This is a genomic window from Rhodobacter calidifons, assembly GCF_011174775.1.
GTDB classification, from domain to species: domain Bacteria; phylum Pseudomonadota; class Alphaproteobacteria; order Rhodobacterales; family Rhodobacteraceae; genus Tabrizicola; species Tabrizicola calidifons.
Genome location: NZ_JAANHS010000004.1, coordinates 258630 through 278672 on the forward strand (window position 1 = coordinate 258630; position 20043 = coordinate 278672).

At 66.5% G+C, this 20043-nt stretch carries 23 protein-coding genes and 2 pseudogenes; 9 read left to right on the top strand and 16 right to left on the bottom strand.

Translation table 11 applies throughout. The annotated features are described in order from the left end of the window. Positions 1-56 precede the first annotated feature (56 nt). The 7 genes and pseudogenes from soxB to G8O29_RS07910 all read left to right on the top strand — a co-directional run bounded on the left by soxB (position 57) and on the right by G8O29_RS07910 (position 7777). Positions 57-1682: pseudogene (gene soxB / locus G8O29_RS07880) on the top strand (thiosulfohydrolase SoxB). Between the two features lie 20 nt (positions 1683-1702). After that, on the top strand, positions 1703-2962 hold the full coding sequence (gene soxC / locus G8O29_RS07885; protein ID WP_166402686.1) for a sulfite dehydrogenase: 1260 nt from the start codon (positions 1703-1705) through the stop codon (positions 2960-2962). Then, the gene (locus G8O29_RS07890; RefSeq protein ID WP_166402687.1) at positions 2946-4319 is read left to right on the top strand and encodes a c-type cytochrome; all 1374 of its coding nucleotides are present in this window, start codon (positions 2946-2948) and stop codon (positions 4317-4319) included. The genes soxC and G8O29_RS07890 overlap by 17 nt, the downstream gene beginning before the upstream one ends. Next, complete coding sequence (locus tag G8O29_RS07895; protein WP_437440799.1) at positions 4316-5026, top strand: c-type cytochrome; 711 nt, start codon at positions 4316-4318, stop codon at positions 5024-5026. The genes G8O29_RS07890 and G8O29_RS07895 overlap by 4 nt, the downstream gene beginning before the upstream one ends. Before the next feature lie 55 nt (positions 5027-5081). Then, positions 5082-6344: an NAD(P)/FAD-dependent oxidoreductase gene (locus G8O29_RS07900; RefSeq protein WP_166402688.1), complete on the top strand. Its 1263-nt coding sequence runs from the start codon at positions 5082-5084 to the stop codon at positions 6342-6344. 62 nt (positions 6345-6406) lie between these two features. Beyond that, the gene (locus G8O29_RS07905) at positions 6407-7318 is read left to right on the top strand and encodes an MBL fold metallo-hydrolase (protein ID WP_166402689.1); all 912 of its coding nucleotides are present in this window, start codon (positions 6407-6409) and stop codon (positions 7316-7318) included. 24 nt (positions 7319-7342) lie between these two features. After that, positions 7343-7777, top strand: a complete 435-nt coding sequence (locus tag G8O29_RS07910; RefSeq protein ID WP_166402690.1) for a DUF302 domain-containing protein — start codon at positions 7343-7345, stop codon at positions 7775-7777. 106 nt (positions 7778-7883) lie between these two features. Here the strand turns inward: G8O29_RS07910 and G8O29_RS07915 are convergent, their stop codons facing one another. The 6 genes from G8O29_RS07915 to G8O29_RS18800 all read right to left on the bottom strand — a co-directional run bounded on the left by G8O29_RS07915 (position 7884) and on the right by G8O29_RS18800 (position 13077). Then, positions 7884-8951 (bottom strand): YeeE/YedE family protein, encoded by a 1068-nt coding sequence (locus tag G8O29_RS07915; protein WP_166402691.1) that lies wholly within the window; start codon positions 8949-8951, stop codon positions 7884-7886. A gap of 101 nt (positions 8952-9052) precedes the next feature. Then, entirely contained in the window at positions 9053-10771 is a 1719-nt protein-coding gene (locus tag G8O29_RS07920; protein WP_166402692.1) for a SulP family inorganic anion transporter, read from the bottom strand. Between the two features lie 41 nt (positions 10772-10812). Next, complete coding sequence (locus G8O29_RS07925) at positions 10813-11715, bottom strand: MBL fold metallo-hydrolase (RefSeq protein ID WP_166402693.1); 903 nt, start codon at positions 11713-11715, stop codon at positions 10813-10815. A 20-nt stretch (positions 11716-11735) separates the two neighbouring features. Then, positions 11736-12170 carry a DUF6691 family protein gene (locus G8O29_RS07930; protein WP_166402694.1) on the bottom strand — a complete coding sequence of 145 codons (435 nt, stop codon included), beginning with the start codon at positions 12168-12170 and terminating at the stop codon, positions 11736-11738. A 4-nt stretch (positions 12171-12174) separates the two neighbouring features. Next, the gene (locus tag G8O29_RS07935; protein ID WP_166402695.1) at positions 12175-12600 is read right to left on the bottom strand and encodes a YeeE/YedE family protein; all 426 of its coding nucleotides are present in this window, start codon (positions 12598-12600) and stop codon (positions 12175-12177) included. Positions 12601-12741: 141 nt separating this feature from the next. Beyond that, on the bottom strand, positions 12742-13077 hold the full coding sequence (locus G8O29_RS18800) for a YgaP family membrane protein (RefSeq protein ID WP_367890145.1): 336 nt from the start codon (positions 13075-13077) through the stop codon (positions 12742-12744). Here G8O29_RS18800 and G8O29_RS07945 point away from each other — a divergent pair. Then, positions 13010-13333: an ArsR/SmtB family transcription factor gene (locus tag G8O29_RS07945; RefSeq protein ID WP_166402697.1), complete on the top strand. Its 324-nt coding sequence runs from the start codon at positions 13010-13012 to the stop codon at positions 13331-13333. The two genes, G8O29_RS18800 and G8O29_RS07945, sit on opposite strands and share 68 nt — an antisense overlap. A 366-nt stretch (positions 13334-13699) precedes the next feature. On the opposite strand, the gene G8O29_RS07950 is transcribed toward G8O29_RS07945, so the two are convergent. From G8O29_RS07950 to G8O29_RS07990, 9 genes are read right to left on the bottom strand one after another with little or no spacing between them, the layout of a single operon-like run. Then, the gene (locus tag G8O29_RS07950) at positions 13700-14209 is read right to left on the bottom strand and encodes a flagellar basal body-associated FliL family protein (RefSeq protein ID WP_166402698.1); all 510 of its coding nucleotides are present in this window, start codon (positions 14207-14209) and stop codon (positions 13700-13702) included. A 2-nt stretch (positions 14210-14211) separates the two neighbouring features. After that, positions 14212-14934, bottom strand: coding sequence for a flagellar basal body L-ring protein FlgH (gene flgH / locus G8O29_RS07955; RefSeq protein ID WP_166402699.1), 723 nt, complete (start codon positions 14932-14934; stop codon positions 14212-14214). Between the two features lie 4 nt (positions 14935-14938). Then, positions 14939-15358, bottom strand: coding sequence for a flagellar basal body P-ring formation chaperone FlgA (gene flgA / locus G8O29_RS07960; RefSeq protein ID WP_166402700.1), 420 nt, complete (start codon positions 15356-15358; stop codon positions 14939-14941). Further along, a complete protein-coding gene (flgG, locus tag G8O29_RS07965; protein ID WP_166402701.1) occupies positions 15358-16143 on the bottom strand; it encodes a flagellar basal-body rod protein FlgG in 786 nt (261 codons plus the stop codon). Before flgG ends, flgA begins: the two co-directional genes overlap by 1 nt. A gap of 9 nt (positions 16144-16152) precedes the next feature. Then, a complete protein-coding gene (locus G8O29_RS07970; protein WP_166402702.1) occupies positions 16153-16863 on the bottom strand; it encodes a flagellar hook-basal body complex protein in 711 nt (236 codons plus the stop codon). Position 16864: 1 nt separating this feature from the next. Next, the gene (locus G8O29_RS07975) at positions 16865-17143 is read right to left on the bottom strand and encodes a flagellar biosynthetic protein FliQ (RefSeq protein ID WP_437440800.1); all 279 of its coding nucleotides are present in this window, start codon (positions 17141-17143) and stop codon (positions 16865-16867) included. Further along, positions 17140-17430, bottom strand: a complete 291-nt coding sequence (gene fliE / locus G8O29_RS07980; protein WP_166402703.1) for a flagellar hook-basal body complex protein FliE — start codon at positions 17428-17430, stop codon at positions 17140-17142. The genes G8O29_RS07975 and fliE overlap by 4 nt, the downstream gene beginning before the upstream one ends. 12 nt (positions 17431-17442) lie before the next feature. Beyond that, positions 17443-17826: a flagellar basal body rod protein FlgC gene (gene flgC, locus G8O29_RS07985; RefSeq protein ID WP_166402704.1), complete on the bottom strand. Its 384-nt coding sequence runs from the start codon at positions 17824-17826 to the stop codon at positions 17443-17445. 10 nt (positions 17827-17836) lie between these two features. Further along, complete coding sequence (locus tag G8O29_RS07990) at positions 17837-18220, bottom strand: FlgB family protein (RefSeq protein ID WP_166402705.1); 384 nt, start codon at positions 18218-18220, stop codon at positions 17837-17839. 84 nt (positions 18221-18304) lie between these two features. On the opposite strand from G8O29_RS07990, the gene G8O29_RS07995 reads away from it, so the two are divergent. Then, positions 18305-19615, top strand: a complete 1311-nt coding sequence (locus tag G8O29_RS07995) for a FliI/YscN family ATPase (protein WP_166402706.1) — start codon at positions 18305-18307, stop codon at positions 19613-19615. Positions 19616-19728: 113 nt separating this feature from the next. Here the strand turns inward: G8O29_RS07995 and G8O29_RS08000 are convergent. Beyond that, positions 19729-20043: pseudogene (locus tag G8O29_RS08000) on the bottom strand (hypothetical protein); the annotation flags it as partial.

Consider the following 20043-nt stretch of genomic DNA (forward strand, 5'->3'; position numbering starts at 1 on the left):
GGTCAGACGCGCCTGCGCGAACGGGACCGGCACGACCTAAGACCAAGGAGAACGGGATGATCACCCGGCGCGAATTCCTGCAAGCCTCTCTCGCCGCCTCGGCGCTCTACGGGGCCTCCGGCTTCGGCAAGTGGTCACGCCTGGCCGCGCAGCAGGCGCTGAGCCAGGAACAGCTGTTGCAGTTCGACGATTTCGGTAACCTGACCCTGATCCATGTGACCGACGTCCACGCCCAGCTTCGGCCGATCTGGTTCCGCGAGCCGGAATGGAACCTCGGCGTGGGCGAGGCGAAGGGCCAGCCGCCGCATGTCGTGGGCAAGGCCTTCCAGCAGATGTTCGGCATCGTCCCCGGCAGCCCTGAAGCCTATGCCCTGACCTACGAGGATTTCGCCGCGCTTGGCCGCAGCTACGGCCGGATGGGCGGGATGGACCGGGTGGCGACCGTGGTCAAGGCGATCCGCGCCGCTCGGCCCGAGAGCCTTTTGCTGGACGGCGGCGACACCTGGCACGGCTCGATGACCAGCCACTGGGAATGGACTTTCGGCACCGCCCGCGTGCAGGAGATCGTGGAAAGCCTGCCCTTCCCCTTCCTCGGCGCCAACATCTTCGACGCCGAATGGGACGAACCGGCGTTCGAACCCTACCGCATCTTCGACAAGGCCGGCCTGCGCGTCGCGGTGATCGGCCAGGCCTTCCCCTACATGCCCATCGCCAACCCGCGCTGGATGTTCCCGGAATACTCCTTCGGCATCCGAGAGGACCGGATGCAGGCCGTGGTGGACGAAGTGCGCGCCGAGGGTGTCGATCTGGTCGTCTGCCTGTCGCACAACGGCTTCGACGTGGACAGGAAGATGGCCTCCCGCGTCACCGGCATCGACGTGATCCTGACCGGCCACACCCATGACGCGATCCCCGAGCCGGTGCTCGTCGGGCAGACCATCCTCATCGTCTCCGGCAGCCACGGCAAGTTCATCTCCCGTGTCGATCCGGACGTGCGGGACGGTCAGATGATGGGCTTCCGCCACAAGCTGATCCCCATCTTCTCGGACGTCATCACCCCCGACCCCGGGATGGCCGCGCTGATCGAGACCGAACGCGCACCCTTCAAGGCCAAGCTTTAGGAAGTCATCGGCCAGACCGAAAGCCTGCTCTACCGGCGCGGCAATTTCCAGGGCACCTGGGACGACCTGATCTGCGATGCCGTCCGGGCCGAACGCGACGTGCAGATCGCGCTGTCGCCCGGCGTGCGCTGGGGCGCCTCGCTGCTGCCCGGTGACCCGATCACGCGTGAGGACATCCACAACGTCACCACCATGACCTACGGCCAGGTCTATCGGACCGAGATGACCGGGGAGATGCTGAACACGATCCTCGAGGACGTGGCCGACAACATCTTCAACCCCGATCCCTATTACCAGCAGGGCGGCGACATGGTGCGCGTCGGCGGCATGGGCTTTGTCTGCGACGTGTCCCAGACCATCGGCAACCGGATCAGCGACATGGTGCTGCTGGAGACCGGCGAGCCGATCGACCCCGCGACATCCTACACCGTCGGCGGCTGGGCCAGCGTGAACGAAGGCACCGAAGGCCCCCAGATCTGGGACGTGGTGGAAGCCCATGTCCGCAAGCTCGGCACCGTCCGGCTCGACCCCAACCCCTCGGTCCGCGTGGCCGGGATCTGACCAGAAGGAACGTAAGCCAGATGACAGACGAACCCGTCACCAGCCGCCGCGCCTTCCTCGCCGGCACCGCCGCCGCCGGGGCTGGCCTTGCGGCCAGCGCCGCCGCGGCCCAGACCCCCGATCCGCTGATTACCGAAGTGCAGGAATGGGCCAGCGTGTTCGGCGACCCGGTCGATGCCACGCCCTACGGCCTGCCGATCGAATTCGAATCCCATGTCGTGCGCCGCAACGTCGAATGGCTGACCGAAAGCACGGCCTCCTCGATCAACTTCACGCCGATCCACGCGCTGGAAGGCACGATCACGCCGCAGGGCTGCGCCTTCGAACGCCACCACTCCGGCGCGATCAGCCTGTCGAAACAGGACTATCGGCTGATGATCAACGGGCTGGTGGAAAGGCCCCTGGTCTTCACCTTCGACGACCTGATGCGCTTCCCGCGCCAGATCAGCACCGCCTTCTGCGAATGTGCGGCGAACGGCGGGATGGAATGGGGCGGCGCGCAGCTGGAGGGCTGCCAGTTCACCCAGGGCATGATCCACAACATGGAATACACCGGCGTGATGCTGCGCGACCTTCTGGCCGAGGCAGGCGTCAAGCCCGAGGGCAAGTGGATCTATGTCGAAGGCGCCGATGCCTCGTCCAACGGCCGCTCGATCCCGCTGGAAAAGGCGCTGGACGACGTGATGGTCGCCTTCTTCGCCAATGGCGAGGCCTTGCGCAAGGAACATGGCTACCCCGTGCGGCTGGTGGTGCCGGGCTGGGAAGGCAACATGTGGGTCAAGTGGCTGCGCCGCATCGGGGTCTATCACCAGGCCGTGGAAAGCCGCGAGGAGACCTCGAAATACACCGACCTCATGCCCGACGGCCGGGCGCGGAAATGGACCTGGGTGATGGATGCGAAATCCGTCATCACCTCGCCCTCGCCGCAGGCTCCGATCCGCCACGGCAAGGGGCCGCTGGTCATCACCGGGCTTGCCTGGTCGGGGCATGGCAAGATCACCCGCGTCGACGTCTCGGTGGACGGCGGCAATACCTGGACCCCGGCCCGGCTGACCGGCGACGTGAAGTCCAAGGCGCTGACCCGCTTCCACCACGACATGGTCTGGGACGGGTCCGAGATGTTCATCATGTCCCGCGCCGTGGACGAGACCGGCTATGTCCAGCCCACGAAACAGGCCCTGCGCGAGATCCGCGGGCTGAACAACGTCTATCACAACAACGGCATCCAGGTCTGGTGGGTGCGCGCCGACGGAGAGGTCGAGAATGTCGAAATCGCCTGACTTCCCGACGATCCTTCTGGTCACCGGCTGGGCAACCGCCGCCACCGTGGCCGCCTTCATCTTTGCCTCGACCGGGCAGAAGGCCGCCGAGCCCGCGCCTGCGCCTGTGGTGAAACCCGCCGAGACCGCCGCAGCGCCCGCACCGGACCCCGCGCCCGCACCGGACCCCGCACCCGCGGTCGCCGAGGCCGAGCCCGCGCGCGCGGCCCCCGTGGCCGAACCGGCTGCGTCCGCGACGCCGGTCTCGCTGGCTGACATCAAGCCGCTCGGCCTGGGCCGCGCCGCCCTGCCGGAAGAGATCGAGGCCTGGGATGTCGCCGTCCTGCCCGACGGCACCGGCCTGCCGGTCGGGTCGGGTGATGTGGAAACCGGGGACGAGGTTTTCGGCGAGAGATGCGCCGCCTGCCACGGCGACTTTGCCGAGGGCATCGACAGCTGGCCGGTGCTGGCCGGCGGGGCGGGCAGCCTGACGGACCCGCGCCCGGTCAAGACCATCGGCAGCTACTGGCCCTATCTCTCCACCGTCTTCGACTACATCCACCGCTCGATGCCCTTCGGCGAGGCGCAGACCCTGTCGGTGGACGAGACCTATGCGATCACGGCCTTCCTCCTCTATTCCAACGGGATCGTCGAGGACGACTTCGTGCTGTCGAACGAGAATTTCACCTCGATCGTGATGCCGAATGCCGAGGGCTTCTATGTCGATGACCGTCCGGTGACGGAATACCCGCTGTTCTCGGCCGCGCCCTGCATGGAGAACTGCCGCAGCGCCGCGCCGCAGGTGACCAAGCGCGCGGTCGAACTGAACGTGACGCCGATGGACCCCGACGGCAAACCCGCCGGGACCCTGCCGGTCATCACCCTGGCCGCGACCGGCACGGCCTCTGACCCGGCGACAGCCGAGGCCGCCCCCGCAACCGAGACCGCGGCAGCGCCAGAGGCAATGGCCGAGCCCGCTCCGGTCGAACTGGCCGAGGCCACCCCAGCCCCGGCCGAAGCGGCTGCCGAGCCTGCCGCCGCCACGGGCGACGCTGGCGACCTGGCGCTGGTTGCCGAAGGCGAGAAGGTGTTCCGGAAATGCGCCTCCTGCCACAAGGTCGGCGACGGCGCGAAGAACGGCGTCGGCCCGGTGCTGAACGGCATCGTCGGCGCTCCGATGGCCAGGGTCGAGGGCTTCGCCTATTCCGCCACCCTGGCCGACATGGGCGCCAAGGGCGGGGTCTGGGATGCGGCGGCGCTCCAGGCCTTCCTCGAGAACCCCAAGGGCTATGTGAAGGGCACCAAGATGTCCTTCGCCGGCCTTAAGAAACCCGAGGAGCGAGATGCCGTCATCGCCTATCTCGGGACACTGAAGTGACCACCGCGCGGCGTTCCTGTATCGCGGCCGTCCTGTTCGCCCTCGGCACCCTGCCGGGGGCGTCCGAAGAGATCGGCGACGCCGCACGCGGCGCGGACCTCTTTGCCCGGCAGTGCAAGGCCTGCCACCAGATCGGCGAAGGGGCGAAGAACCGGGTCGGGCCGCAGCTGAACAGGATCTTCGGCCGCCGGGCCGGCAGCGTCGAGGGCTTCACCTATTCCAGGTCGATGGCACGCATGGGCGCGGACGGGCTGACCTGGACGCTTCAGACGCTGGACGCCTATCTCGCCAATCCCAAGGCGCTGGTCTCGGGCACCCGGATGAACTACCGCGGCATGGCCGAGCCCGAGGCGCGGGCGGCGCTTCTGGCCTATCTGCGCGACTGGTCCGACCGGCCGCAGGACATCCCCGAACCCGAACCCACCGCGCGCAAGACCGACCCCGATCTCGCGCCCGAAGTGCTGGCCCTCAGGGGCGACCCGGATTACGGCGACTATCTCGCCTCGGAATGCCAGACCTGCCACCAGGCCGACGGCTCGGATCAGGGGATCCCCTCCATCACCGGCTGGCCGGAAGAGGATTTCGTGATCGCCATGCACGCCTACAAGCAGAAGCTGCGCCCGCATCCGGTGATGCAGATGATGGCCAGCCGACTGAACGACGAGGAGATCGCAGAGCTGGCCGCCTATTTCGCCACGCTGAAATGACGACAGGCGCGGGCCAACCGCGCGGGAAGACGCAACTCAAGGGGAGGAGACCCTGATGAAGCTGAACAGACGCCATTTCCTGGGCACCGGCATCGCCGCCAGCGCCCTGCTGACTGCCCCCACCGTCTGGGGCCAGGCCAAGCCCAAGGTCGTCGTGATCGGCGGCGGCGCAGGCGGGGCCACCGCCGCGCGCTATCTCGCCAAGGACAGCGACGGCGCGATCGAGGTCACGCTGGTCGAGGCGAACCCGATCTACACCACCTGTTTCTTTTCCAACCTCTACCTCGGCGGCTTCTACGAGTTCGAAAAACTCCAGCACGGCTATGACAAGCTGACCGGCGCCGGCGTGACGGTCATCAACGACATGGCCACCGGCGTCGATCGCGCGGCAAGGACCGTGACGCTGGCCGGCGGCCAGGTCCTGCCCTTTGACCGGCTCATCCTGTCGCCCGGCATCGACTTCAGGGACGGCTCGGTCCCCGGCTGGTCGCTGGACGCGGCCGAGATCATGCCGCATGCCTACAAGGCCGGTCCCCAGACCCAGCTGCTGAAGAAGCAGGTCGAGGAAATGCCCGAAGGCGGCGTCTTCGCCATGATCGCGCCGCCGAACCCCTACCGCTGCCCGCCCGGCCCCTACGAGCGGATCAGCATGGTCGCCCATATCCTCAAGTCGAAGAACCCCACCGCCAAGATCATCATCGCCGACCCGAAGGAGAAATTCTCCAAGCAGGCGCTGTTCGAGGACGGCTGGAACCGTCATTACGCCGGCATGGTGGAATGGATCGGCCCCGACTTCGGCGGCGGCAAGGTCGAGGTGCGCCCCGAGGCGATGGAAGTGGTGATCGACGGCGAGGTGACCAAGGTCGCCTGCTGCAACGTGATCCCCGGCCAGAAGGCCGGCAAGATCGCCGAAATCGCCGGGGTCACGGATGACTCGGTCTGGGCGCCGGTGCATCCCGACAGCATGAAGTCGAAGGCCGACGAGAATGTCTGGGTGTTGGGCGACAGCTCGGCCCAAGGCGACATGCCCAAGTCGGGCTTCTCGGCCAACAGCCAGGCCAAGGTCGCCGCCATGGCGATCCGGGGGGAACTGACCGGGTCCAAGACCTTCCCGGCCAAGTATTCCAACACCTGCTGGTCGCTGATCGCCCCCGATGACGGCGTCAAGGTCGGCGCCTCCTACGAACCGACGCCCGAGAAGATCGCCAGCGTGGAAAGCTTCATCTCCGAGGTCGGCGAGGATGCCGCGCTGCGCAAGGCGACCTATGAGGAAAGCCTCGGCTGGTATGCCGGGATCACCGCCGACATGTTCGGCTGACACCTTCCCTGCAACCCGCGGGCGCGACACCCTCGCGCCCGCGCCTTTCCGGGGCCCTCGCCATGCTGAACCGCCGCAGGCTTCTGACCGCCACCGCCGCCGCCGCCACCACGGCCCTTGCGCCCCGCCGTCTCTGGGCGGCCAGCACGCTGACGCTGGGCGGGACGCGGATCGACACGCTGTCGGACGGCTCGCTGGTGCTGCCGGGCGACTTCATCCTCGGCGGGATGCCGCAGGACGAGATGCAGGCCATCGTGGCGAAATACGGACTGCCGACCGACCGGCTGACCCCGCCCTGCAACGTGACGCTTCTGCGGGACGGGACGAACACCGTCCTGTTCGACGTCGGCGCAGGCCCGGATTTCCAGCCCTCGGCCGGCAAGCTGATGGAGGCCTTCGACGCCATCGGCCTGACGGTGGAAGACATCACCCATGTCCTGTTCACCCATGCCCACCCCGATCACCTCTGGGGCCTGCTGGACGAATTCGACGAGCCCCTGTTCCCCAATGCCGAATACATGATCGGCCAGGCGGAATTCGATTACTGGACGAACCCCGATACGGTGGCCAGCATCGGCGAGGCGCGGGCGACCTTTGCGGTGGGCGCCGCACGGCGTCTGGCTGCGATCGCCGAAACCGCAAGGCTTCTGGCGGATGGCGAGGAAGCGCTGCCCGGCATCATTTCCCGGCTGACCCCCGGCCATACACCGGGCCATCTGGCCTACGAGATCGCCGGGACGACCCCCGTCATGGTGATGGGCGACTGCATCGGCAACCACCATGTCGCCTTCGAACGGCCGGAATGGGAAAGCGGCTCGGACCAGGACAAGGCACTTGCCGCAGGCACACGGACCGCGCTGCTCGACCGGCTGGCGACCGAGGGCCATGCGATCATCGGCTACCACCTGCCCGGTGGCGGCATCGGCCGGGTGGAACGCGCCGACACCGGCTATCGTTTCAGCGAGGACATCTGACATCCGCACAGAAAGGGAAATCCCATGCACAGACTGGCCAGCGCCTGCCTCACCCTGCTCGCCTTCGGCGGTTCCGCCCTCGCGCAGGGGGTCACCACCCATCCCTTCGACGGCAGTTTCGAGGACGCCACCTTCGCCGTGGAATCCGCCATCGTGGACAAGGGTCTGGTGATCGACTACCGCAGCCATGTCGGGGCGATGCTGAACCGCACCGGCGCCGATGTCGGCAGCGCAGTGACGATCTACGACAATGCCGACGTGTTCCTGTTCTGCTCGGCCGTCCTGTCGCGCAAGGTGATGGAAGCAGATCCCCTGAACATGGCCCATTGCCCCTATGGCATCTTCGTCACCGACCGCGAGGGGCAGGTTTCCATCGGCTACCGCCACTTGCCCGAAGGCGCGATGCAAGAGGTCCAGGCCCTGCTCGACACCATCGCGCGTGAGGCGTCGCGCGAGTAGGGCCGACGGTTCCGGCGTTGGAACAGGGTCAACCGAAGGTAAACGCCCACGGGCAAGCCGTTGTTTTTATTGAATCTCGAAACCTCACCGCGCGTGGTCAGCGGGTTCAGGCAGCGGCGCGGCGCGCCAGTCCGCCCTGATCGACCAGCCAGTCGGTGACCCCGGCGCCGACCCACATGCAGAACAGCGCCAGCCAGGCCGTGGCCACGAAGATCGATCCTCCCGTGACCCCCGCCCCGATGGCGCAGCCGCCCGCCAGCATCGCCCCGAACCCCATCAGGGCCGCCCCGGTCATCGACCGCCGCATCTGCCCCTCGCCCTCGAACCCCTGCAACTTCACCTCGCGCCCGGCCCAGGCCGCGACCAGCGCCCCGAGGAAGACGCCGGGGACCAGCCCGATGTCGAAATCCAGCGCCGGGTTCTCGGTCAGGAAGAACATCAGCATGTTGGCCGAAGGACCCGAGAAGGTGGCCGAGGTCACGCTCACCGGCTCGAAGGCGACCTGCGCCAGACTGAAGGTCAGCACCCAGCCCAGCGCCACGGCAAAGCCCACGCCCGAGGCAAAGACCATCGCCCGCAGCCCCAGCCCGTTGCGGCGCACCAGGTGGAAGGCCAGCGCCGCGATCGCCAGCCCCAGGAGCAGGCCCGCGCCCTCCGGCAGACCCAGGGCGTGCAGCAGGTTCACGTTCGCCCCGCCCGGCGTGACCCAGAGCCCGGCGATCCAGGCCCGCGCCGGGGCGAGCCAGCCGTGCAGCGACATCTGCGCCACCACCGCGAAGATCAGCCCCGAGACGACGGCCCGCAGGTTCCCCGTCGCCGCCAGCACCAGAAGCCGCCCCGAACAGCCGCGCGCCAGCACCATGCCCGCGCCGAACATCAGCCCGCCGATCACCGCGCCCGACCAGGACCCGGTCACCGCCATCATCCGCGCCTCCTCGCTGCGGAACAGGCCCAGAAGCACCGCCCCCTGCACCCAGATCACCGCCGTCGAGAAGGCCAGCAGCCAGACCGCTACCCGTGGCCCGAGCGCACCGCGCGCGAACTCCACCGTCGCGGCCCGCAGGCAGAAGGACGACCGCTGCGCCGCCACGCCGAACACGGCCCCGGTCACGAGCCCCATGAGAACGGCCACGAGGCCCTCGTCCATATGATCGAGAAGCGGAACCAGATCCATGCCACCCTCCGTTCGCACCAGTCTAGGCGGACAGCGCGGTCATGCCTTGATCTGGATCACGAATCTCCCCGCAAGGCAATCTCCCGAACGCCCTGTCCCGCCTATCGCGCCAGTCCGCCGAGGGTGGTGAAGGCTTCGAACTGTGACAGGAAGATCCGGCCCTTGAAATGCTGCATGAAGTCCGACCGCTTGAGAGCGTCCATCACCGGCCCCTTGACCTCGGACAGATGGAAGCCGACCCCGGCCGAATCGAGGCGGTGGGCGATCGCCTCGAGACTTTCCAGCGCGCTGGCGTCGATCAGGTTCACCGCCGGGCACATCAGCACGACATGCTTCAGCGCGGGCTGGTCGGCGATGCGGTCGTAGATCGCATCCTCCAGCGCGCGGGCATTGGCGAAATACAGGCTTTCGTCCACCCGGATCGTAAGGATCGAAGGATCGGTAAGGACCTGATGCCGCTCGACATTGCGGAAGTGCTCGGTTCCCGGCACCAGGCCGACGATGGCCATGTGCGGCCGCGAGGTCCGCCACAGGAACAGCACCAGCGACAGCAGCACGCCGGCGGTGATCCCGGCCTCCACCCCCACCAGCAGCACGGTCAGGATCGTGACGGCCATGGCGGCGAAGTCGGCCTTGGAATAGGCCCAGGTGCGCCGGATGGCGGCGATGTCCACCAGCGACAGCACCGCCACGATGATCGTCGCGGCCAGCACCGCCTGGGGCAGGAACCGGAACAGCGGGGTCAGGAAGACCGTGGCGGCCAGGATGCCGACGGCTGTGAAGGCCCCGGCCAGCGGCGTCTCGGCGCCGGCGTCGAAGTTCACCACCGACCGCGCGAAACCGCCGGTCACCGGATAGCCCCCCGACAGGGCCGAGGCGATGTTCGAGGCGCCGAGCGCGGTCAGTTCCTGGTTCGGCACGATCCGCTGCCGCCGTTTGGCCGCCAGCGTCTGCGCGACGGACACCGATTCCACGAAGCCCACCAGGCTGATCAGCACGGCGGGCAGCAGAAGCTGCTGCCAGAGCCCAAGGTCGAAGGACGGCATGGCAAAGGGCGGCAGGCCGGCGGGGATGTCGCCGACGATCTTCACGCCCTTCTCCGCCAGCCCGAAGCCGACCACGGCCAGGATCGAGACCAGGATGGCGGCCACCGGCCCGGCCTTGGCGATCAGGTCGGCCAGGCGGGGCCGAAGGCCCCTCGCGATCAGCAGCGGCTTGAGGTTCTTGCGTGTCCAGAACAGGAATGCCGTCGCCGCAACACCGATGACAAGCGTATAGGGATTGAAGCCGCCGATCCTCTCCACGAGGCCGGTCACAAGCTGCGGCAGGGTGTCGCCCTCGGCCCTGATGCCCAGGAGATGCTTCAGCTGGCTGGCCGCGATCAGGATGCCCGAGGCGGTGATGAAGCCCGAGATCACCGGATGCGACAGGAAATTGGCCAGAAACCCCAGCCGCAGCACCGACATCGCCACCAGGACGAGGCCCGACAGGAAGGCCAGCGTGATCGCGGCGGTCAGGTATTCGGCGCTTGCCGGTGCCGCGACCTGCCCCGCCGCCGCCGCCGTCATCAGCGAGACCACCGCAACCGGCCCCACCGCCAGCGCCCGGCTGGTGCCGAAGACCGTATAGGCGATCAGCGGCAGGATCGAGGCATAAAGCCCCACCTGTGGCGGCAGGCCCGCCAGCATGGCATAGGCCAGGCTCTGCGGCACCAGCATGATCGTCACGATCACGGCGGCGACCAGATCGCTCTGGGCATCGGTCCGGGAATAGGCCGGAGCCCAGCCGAGGATCGGCAGGAGGGGCTTGAGGAAGGTCACGAGGCTTGTCCTGTCCTGGGGCGTTGAACCGGGCGGATCGCCTAGAGTGTGTTGAGCGGCACCTTGAGGAACCGCTTGCCGCTTTCGTCCGGCGGCGGCAGTTCGCCCCCGCGCATGTTCACCTGCAAGGACGGGATGATGAGCTTGGGCATGGCAAGCGTCGCGTCGCGCGCCTCGCGCATCCGCACGAATTCATCCTCGGTGATTCCGTCGCGCACATGGATGTTGTGCGCCCGCTGCTCGGCCACCGTGGTTTCCCAGCGGATCTCGCGGCCGTTCGGGCCGTAGTCATGGCACATGAAGAGCCGTGTCTCGCCGGGCATCGACAACACCCGCCGGATCGAACGGTACAGCGTGCGCGCGTCGCCGCCGGGGAAATCGGCCCGGGCCGAGCCGCCGTCGGGCATGAACAGGGTGTCGCCGACAAAGGCCGCATCGCCGATCACATGCGTCATGCAGGCCGGCGTGTGGCCCGGCGTGTGCATGGCAAAGGCCGTCATGCCGCCGATCCTGTAGGTGTCGCCGTCCTTGAACAGCCGGTCGAACTGGCTGCCGTCGCGCTGGAACTCGGTCCCTTCGTTGAACACCTTGCCGAAAGTTTCCTGCACGATGGTGATGTTCTCGCCGATGCCGATCTTGCCGCCCAGCTTTTCCTGGATATAGGGCGCGCCCGAGAGGTGGTCGGCATGGACATGGGTCTCGATCAGCCATTCCAGCGTCAGGCCGTTCTTCTGGATGAAGTCGATCACCCGGTCGGCCGAGGCATAGCTGATGCGACCGGCGGCATAGTCGATGTCCATCACACTGTCGATGACCGCGCAGGAAGTGCTGGCCGGATCACGCACGACATAGGTGACGGTGTTGGTCGGTTCGTCGAAGAAGGCCGTGACTTCGGGCTTGACCGAAAGATCGACGGGATAGGGAACGGGAGCGAAGGTGGTCATGGTCTGTCCTCCTGGAGGGATCAGGCGGTCTGGCGACGGGGCAGGGCTTGCAGCCAGCGGGCAAGCAGGATGCCGGCCCCCATCGCGATCAGGAAAAGTGCGGTCGGCCAGGGCGCGAAGCCCAGCGCGGGAATGGCCCCGCCAGGGCAGAAGCCGGAGATGCCCCAGCCCAGGCCGAACAGGGCCGATCCGCCGATCAGCCGGGCGTCGATCGTGCGGGCGGTCGGCAGGTGGAATTTCGCGTCGAACAGCGGGGCCTGGCGGCGCGCGAAGATCACGCGGTAGCCGATGAATGTGGTCATGAGCGCGCCGCCCATCACGAAGGCAAGGCTGGGGTCCCAGGTGCCGAGAGGATCGAAGAAGTTCAGCACCTTGGCCGGATTGGCCATGCCCGAGACGGCAATGCCGATGCCGAAGACGAGACCCGCGACAAGGGCAGAGAGGATGCGGTTCATGGGATCAGTCTCCGAAGACGTGGCGCATCAGGGTGACGGTAAGGAAGGTCGTGGCCATGAACGTCAGCGTCGCAACCAGCGAGCGCGGCGACAGCCGGGCCAGGCCGCAGACGCCATGCCCCGAGGTGCAGCCCGACCCGTAAGTCACGCCAACGCCGACAATGACCCCGCCGATGGCCAGCAGCACGCCGGTCGTGGGTGCGGCGAAGGCGAACTCTGCCCCGATCAGGGTGGCGATCAGCGGCGCGGCGATCGCGCCAGCCAGGAAGGCCAGCCGCCAGGGGCTGTCGGGACTTTGCGGCTCCAGCACGCCGCCAAGCATGGCGGTCATGCCTGCGATGCGACCGTTCAGCGCCATCAGGATCACGGCGCCGAGGCCGATCAGGACGCCGCCGACGAACGATGCGAATGGGGTGAATTCAGTGACCATACGGTGTGGGCTCCGTTGTTTGGAGAGTGATTCCGAGAGAAGGCGCCGCGCAGGTTCGGGAGGATCCGACACCCTGCGCAGGCGCTTTCCGTCAAGTGAGCCAGGCTGCGGACCGGCACCTACCGACCGCCGGACCCTCGCTCATGCCTTGGTGCCGGGGCAGTTCCGGATACCGAAGATCATGCGGGCCGGGCAGAACCTGGGGGCCGCCCCAGGCATCACGACACCCATCGCTGCCGGCGCCCAGGCGGCAGGAAACCCGGCCGACGGCAGCACGAGGGGGGATGCCACCAGAACCGCCACTAGAATGACGCACAACGCGCGATCAGGAGATCCGACATTTGCCATTCCCTTTTCTTGCACGGCGACAGTATTGCTAAGTATATTCGAAAGTGCTAAAGTGTCAAGCATGAAAGCCGATGCCCTTGCCGCAACAATCAACCCGTTGGAGGCGAAAGCCGAAGAGGTTTCCGCCATGCTTGCGGCGATGGCGAACTCTCGGCGCCTGCTGGTTCTGTGCGCCCTTCTGTCGGGTGAGAAATCGGTCGGCGACCTTGCAGCCATCGTTCACCTCAGCCCGGCTGCCCTCTCGCAGCATCTGGGCAAGATGCGCGCGCTGCGCCTGGTGGCGACGCGCCGCGACGGCCAGACAATCTACTACCGACTGGCCAGTGCCGAGGTCGAGGCCGTGCTGGAAACGCTGTACCGGCTTTACTGCATGTCCGACTGCTAAGGTGCCAGCCGGTCGGGGTGGGTGTGCCCGACTTTGGCGCGGTGCGGTCAATTTCGATCATGACCACGATAAATCGGCAGGTCTGGTCGCCCGCTGTGACGGTTGCAGACCTTCGCCCGCGGACCATAACGCGCGCGCAGATCGCTCGGCGGCCCGCCGATCATCAAAGCGTGGAAACCGCCGCTGATCACATGCCGGTCTTCAACTCGGCAGACACCCCATGGCTTGTCAGGCAGGAGCGGCCCGATCGCAGCCCGGTCTGCATCCGTATCCGTCAGATCGCGCCCGTCCTAAGGAACCACCTCTATTCGCAGAAGTTGAATCTCGAGCCCCGGCCGATGCAACGCCTGTTCATGGGTTCACAGCTTAGACGTCCTGCCGCGCGATGTCGGTGATCAGGATGTTGGTCACCACCCCACCCAGCACAAGCACCGCGGCTTCTTTCAGCGTGTTTCGCAGCACGACCAGGTTGGAACCATCGGTGAACGAACCGGAGAAACCGCCGACATTGGCGTGATCGAACAGCACCTGGAGAAAGGCGTCGCGAAGCTTTGGTTCCCGCTGATAGACGGCTTCGGTATTTCCGGGCGCGACTTCCAGTGACAGGGATAGCACCACCATCGAGGCGACGCGCCCGTTCTTCACCACCGGAACGACGAACTGGTTGTTCATCTTGACATATTCGGCTGCCCCTTCAACCTGGCCCTCACTGTTCGCCGAATGGTCGTCGGCCTGTTCGTCCGAAACGTGATCCGCTCCCTCTCCCGTCGCGGCGTGCTCTGCGTCCTCGGAACTCGGACGCAAGAGCAATCCGGCGCCGACTCCGCCGCCCAGGCCGATCAAGGCAAGAAGAACGGGCAGGATCTTGCCGATCATGGTCAGAACGGCATGACGATGTCGGCGACCTGCTGACCGTAGGTCGGCTGCTGCATGTCGGTGATCTGGCCGCGCCCTCCGTACGAGATCCGCGCGCCGGCGATCTTGTCATAGGTGATCTCGTTCTGCCGCGAGATGTCGTTGGGACGGACATATCCGGTGACGATCAGTTCCCTCAGTTCGAAGTTCACGCGCACCTCCTGCTGACCTTCGATCCGCAGGACACCGTTGGGAAGCACATCGATGACTGTCGCCGCGATGCGCAAGGTCAGCTTCTCGGAGCGGTTGACCGAACCGGAGCCCTTGAAGGTGGACGATGATTTCGCCGCGTAGGCCTCATCCATGCTTGCCCCGTCCGGCAAGACTTCGTTGATCCGTTGCGGAATACCGAGAAGATCAGGGATGCCAGAGGACTGCTTGCCGCTGCGGCTTCGGCCGGTCGAGTTCGAAATACTGGCACTGTCATTCATCTCGATCACGACTGTCAGGATGTCACCGCGCCCGGTCGCCCGGCGATCTCCGAAGAGCGACTCGTTGCCCGCGCCCCAGAGCGACGAGGCGACCGTCTCGCCCTGCGGCTTGGCTTCCGAGGGGAAGGTTGCGGAACTCAGCGCGTAATGCTGGTTGCTTGCGGCGATGTCCGAGAACTCGGGCGCGCGACCGACCTGTTCCAGCTTGCTGCACCCTGCCAACGCAAGGATCGAGACCATCAGTATCCGCTTCATCATCCTATTCTTTCCATCCGACATAGACTGTTCCGTCCGGGCCGACCCGTCCCGTGACCGTGTTTCGCGAACCGATGTTCATGACGCGGACCGACTCGCCTTCGGCGGCGCGGCCGAGAGAGCGACCCTCGGTCGCAATCGCCAGCCCGCCCGAGAGATAGACCAGCGTCACCAGCTGGTTGCGCTCGACCATGGTGGGAGGTCCAAGATCGGCAAGCCGCACCGGTTTGCCAGCGTAGATCGTGACACGCGCCTCCAGACCGAATGCGGCCGCCGGATCCTGGATCGATCCCGGCAGTTCGGCATCGACGACAACAAGGTCGTCGGGCTGGACGATTGCCTTCGCGCGGATCGTCCGGGACGCGACCACGCTTTCGGCGAAGGCTGGCTGCGCGACAACAAGAAGCAGTATCACCCGCCACATCAGCGCACCTGTGTCGTTGCTGCCAGCATCTGATCGGCGGCGGTGATGACCTTGGCGTTCAGCTCGTAGCCGCGTTGCGCCTTGATCAGCTCGGTCACTTCGCGCACGGCATCCACCGAACTGCTCTCCAGATAGCCGTGCCGCAGGATACCCAGCCCGTCCAGCCCGGGTGTGCCCGAAAAGGCGGCTCCGGAGGCCGGGCTTTCCAGAAACAGGTTCGACCCGATGGCCTCCAGACCCTTCTCGTTCGGAAAGGAGGACAGCGTCAGTTGTCCGATCAGCTCGGGGTCAACACGATCGGCGAAGTCGGCCCAGACCTCTCCGGACGGGCTGATGGTCAGGCCGCGCGCGTCGGACGGAATGGTGATCCCCGGCACGACCGGATACCCGTCGGAGGTCACGATCAGCCCTTCGGCCGACCGCTTGAGGGCACCGTCGCGCGTGTAGCCCGTTTGCCCGGAGGGCAGCTGCACCTCGATATAGCCGTTTCCGTCGATCGCAAGGTCGAGGTCCCCGCCCGTCGCCTCCAGCGTCCCCTGGCCGATCACCACGGAGACCGCCGCCGGTCGCACTCCAAGACCGACCTGGACCCCGGTGGGCAACATGCTGCCGTCCACCGAGGACACGCTGCCGGGGCGCGCCAGTTGCTGATAGGTCAGATCGGCAAAATCCGCGCGCCGCGGGTTGTAGCCGGTGGTCGACATGTTGGCGAGGTTGTTCGACACGACATCGACCTTCATCTGCTGGGCGGTCATGCCGGTCGCGGCAATCTGAAGGGCCTTCATTCAAGCCTCCTATCGACCAAGGGTCGTGATGACGCCGCGGACACGTTCGTCTTCGGCATCAAGGAATTTCTGGCCAAGCTCGTAGGCCCGCTGAACCTCGATCATCCGGGCGATTTCGGACACGGGCTCCACGTTGCTGTTCTCGAGCATGCCTTGCAGGATCGTGGCCCCCTCCGCCGGTTCCACTTCGCCGGCCGAGAAGAGCGTGCCCGACTGGTGCCGCAGGGACAGCGGATCGGCGGGTTGCCACAACCCGATCTGGGCGACCGGCTGGCCGTCGGCAGACAGGGTGCCATCCTGCGCAACGGCCACGCCCCTGGTCTGGGGTGGCACGAAGACCGGCGCGCCGCCCGCGTCGAGCAGACGAAAGCCGTCAGGCGTCATCAGCTCTCCCTCGGGCGAGGGCACAAAGCTTCCCGCCCGGGTCAGACGTTCGCCCTGCGGGGTTTCGACAAGGAAGAATCCGTCACCCTGGATGGCAAGGTCGAACTGGCCGCCGGTCTGGCTGAGCGTCGCCTGCGTCAGATCGACGTGGCGACCGCTGGCATGGGCCATCGACAGGGAGGGCCCCTGATCCAGCGCCGCAACATATTCCGAGAAGATGACCCCCTCGCGGCGGAAGCCCGTGGTCGAAGCGTTCGCGATATTGTTGGCCACGACCCCCATTTCGCGCATCAGGCCCGACTGGCGGTTCAGCGTGGCGTATCCGGCGGCGTCCATGTCAGCTTCCTGCAATCAAGGGAACAAGCGCGTCGGTGAAGAAGGCGACAAGGGTGGTGGTCATGAAGCCCATCGAGAGCCAGAACACCGCCAGGATCGCGCCGGCCTTCGGAACGAAGGTCAGGGTCATCTCCTGGACCGAGGTCAGCGCCTGGAACAGGCCGATCACCACGCCCACCACCAGAGCCACCGTCAGGACCGGGGCAGAGATGACCACCGCAACCCACAGTCCCTGGCGCGTCAGGTCATAGATCAGCGCTTCGGTCAGCCCGCCGCTCATACCGGCATCCTCAGGATTTCCTGATAGGCCTCGACGACACGATCCCGCACGGTGGCCACGGTTTCGACGGCCAGCTGCGACGAGGCAAGCGCCTGCACCAGGGCATGCGGATCGGCATTGCCGGTCATCGCCGCGCGGGCCGTCCTTTCATGCTCTTGCAGAGCCTCGACGAAATTGCCGGCAAGGCGTGCAAAGCCCTGGTCCGCTGCCCCCGGCTTTGGCTGAGGGGCAGCGGCATGCCGGGCATTCGCGTAGGCCTGACTGACGAAAGAGCTTTTCACATCCATTCTGGATCTCCCTTACCGCCGCAGAAGGTCGAACAGGCTTTGCGTCATCTGACGTGCCTGGTCGAACATCCTGAGGTTCGCCTCGTAGCTGCGCCGCGCTTCGCGCGCGTCAGCGATTTCGATCACCAGATCGACATTCGAGCCGTCGTAGTGACCGGTTGCATCGGCCAGCGGATGGCCCGGGTCGTAAACCCGCACCAGCTCGCTCCGATCCAGTTTCACCGGGCCGGCTTCGACCAGCCCGGTATCCATCGCGCGTTCGAAACTCATCACCTTGCGGTGGTAGCCGGGCGTGTCGGCATTCGCGATGTTTTCCGATACGTGGCGCAGCCGCATGGCCTGCGCCTCCATCCCGGAGGCCGCAAAGGAAAGCGAGGAGATCAGGTCGTTACTCATGCCTCACCCCCTACCGCGGCCGGCCAAGGCTGGACCGGATCACCTCCGAGGTGGCCCGGTAGATCGCCAGCGCCATGTCATGGGACTGGCGGGCCTCGACCGATTTCACCATCTCGGCTTCAAGCGAGACGGAGTTGCCATTCGGTGCCGCGTGGCCCCTGACCCGTTCCGGAATCGGTGTTGCGGCTTGCCGGTCGGCGGTAAGGTGGCCACGACGCGTCGCGCGCATCGAAACGCCGCTGTCGTGGAAGACCTCGGCAAAGGCTGGCAGATCCCTGGCCTTGTAGCCCGGCGTATCGGCATTCGCGACATTCTCGGCAATCACTGCCATGCGCGCCCCGGAATGTGCCGCAAGTGCCTGCGCCATCCGGGTCAGATCCAGTTTCTCGAACATCGGGGCTTCTCCCTCGACCAGCTTCACCAAGGCTTAAGGGTGATTCGTTTAGAAAGGGTTGAAAGCGAACAAAGGGAGAATCCCGTGACCGGACTTTTCGATGGCCTGCTTGCGGAAATTGCCACCAGGTCGCCGGTCCGGCGCGTTGGGCGGGTGGTGGAAACACGCCGCGGACTGGCCGAGGTCAACGGTCTTGAGACGGCAGCCATCGGCGACCGCGTTCTGATTCACAGCCGGGACGGCTCGGCGGGAGGGGAGGTGTTGCGGCTGGCACCGGGACGGTGCTGGGTTCTGCCCGATGCATCGGGCGACGGGATGGCGATCGGAGACCGGGTAGAACTGCTGGGCCCGGCCGAGATTGCCCCGGATGACAGCTGGATCGGTCGGATCATCGATCCGATGGGCCAGGCGCTTGACGGCAAACCCCTTCTGCGCGGGGCACGACCGCGTTCCCTGCGTGCGCCGGCCCCGGCGGCCTCGAACCGTCGTCGTCTGGGGCCGCGCCTGGAAACCGGGGTCGCGGTTTTCGATACGCTTCTGCCGTTGGTGCGCGGGCAGCGGATTGGCCTCTTTGCCGGGTCGGGGGTCGGAAAGTCGTCGCTTCTGGCCAGGTTCGCCCGCGGGGTCGAAGCAGAGGTCGTCGTGATCGCCCTCGTCGGCGAACGCGGCCGCGAACTGCGGGAGTTCACCGAGCGCGTCCTGGGCCCGGAGGGAATGGCGCGCAGCGTTGTCGTGACCGCAACCTCCGACCAGTCGCCGCTGATGCGGCGCATGTGTGCCCTGACCGCGATGGCGGTTGCCGAGCATTTCCGCGACCAGGGCCGGCATGTTCTGCTTCTGGTCGACAGCGTGACCCGCTTTGCCGAGGCGCATCGAGAAGTCGCGCTGGCGGGCGGAGAGGGGGCTGCGCTGCGCGGCTATCCGCCTTCGCTGACCCAGGCGATCATGGGCCTGGCCGAAAGGGCAGGGCCGGGGCCGGAAGGGACCGGCGACATCACGGCGGTCTTCTCTGTCCTTGTTGCCGGGTCCGACATGGAGGAACCCGTCGCGGACATCCTGCGCGGCGTCCTTGACGGGCATGTCGTGCTGGACCGAAGGATAGCCGAACGCGGCCGGTTTCCGGCGATCGATCTGCTTCGGTCGGTATCGCGTTCATTGCCCGATGCCGCGTCGGAGGAAGAAAACCAGGTCATCGCCGAGGCGAGGCGGTTGCTGGGCGCCTACGATCGCGCCGAGATGATGATCCAGGCCGGCCTTTACGCCGCGGGCTCTGACGCGCAGATCGACCGGGCCATCAAAGTCTGGCCTGACCTCGACGGCTTCCTGGCCGAACCGTCCCCGCAATCGGGAATTGCGGGCAGTTTCGAGCGGCTGAGGCGCGCTCTTTCGGCATGAACGACCCTAGTTCAGGGCCGCCCCGACGTCGGCCCGGACAAGGCTGGCCGCGATTGCGACCAGGACCAGGCCACCCGCCCAGCCCATCGCTTCGCGCGCCCTCCAGCTGTCGTTCAGGGACCTGGCAATAGCACCGCCCAGCCAGCCACGAGAAGATCGGCGGTGATTGCCGTAAGCGGCACCAGGATGCCCAGCAGAAGCAACTGAGTTGTCAGGTTGCCCGCGTTCGCCGGTTCCGCACCCTGCGCGACGAAGGGTGGCAGGAAAAGCGCGAAAAACAGCACGGTCTTCGGGTTCAGCAGTTCGACGGCTCGGATGATGTGACCGCCCCCCGACGGCATCGATGTGCCGAGGTGGGTCTGCGAGGATCCACAAAGGAGGACGGTCATGCTGGATGTTACCACTGTCGGGCTCGACCTGGCGAAGAA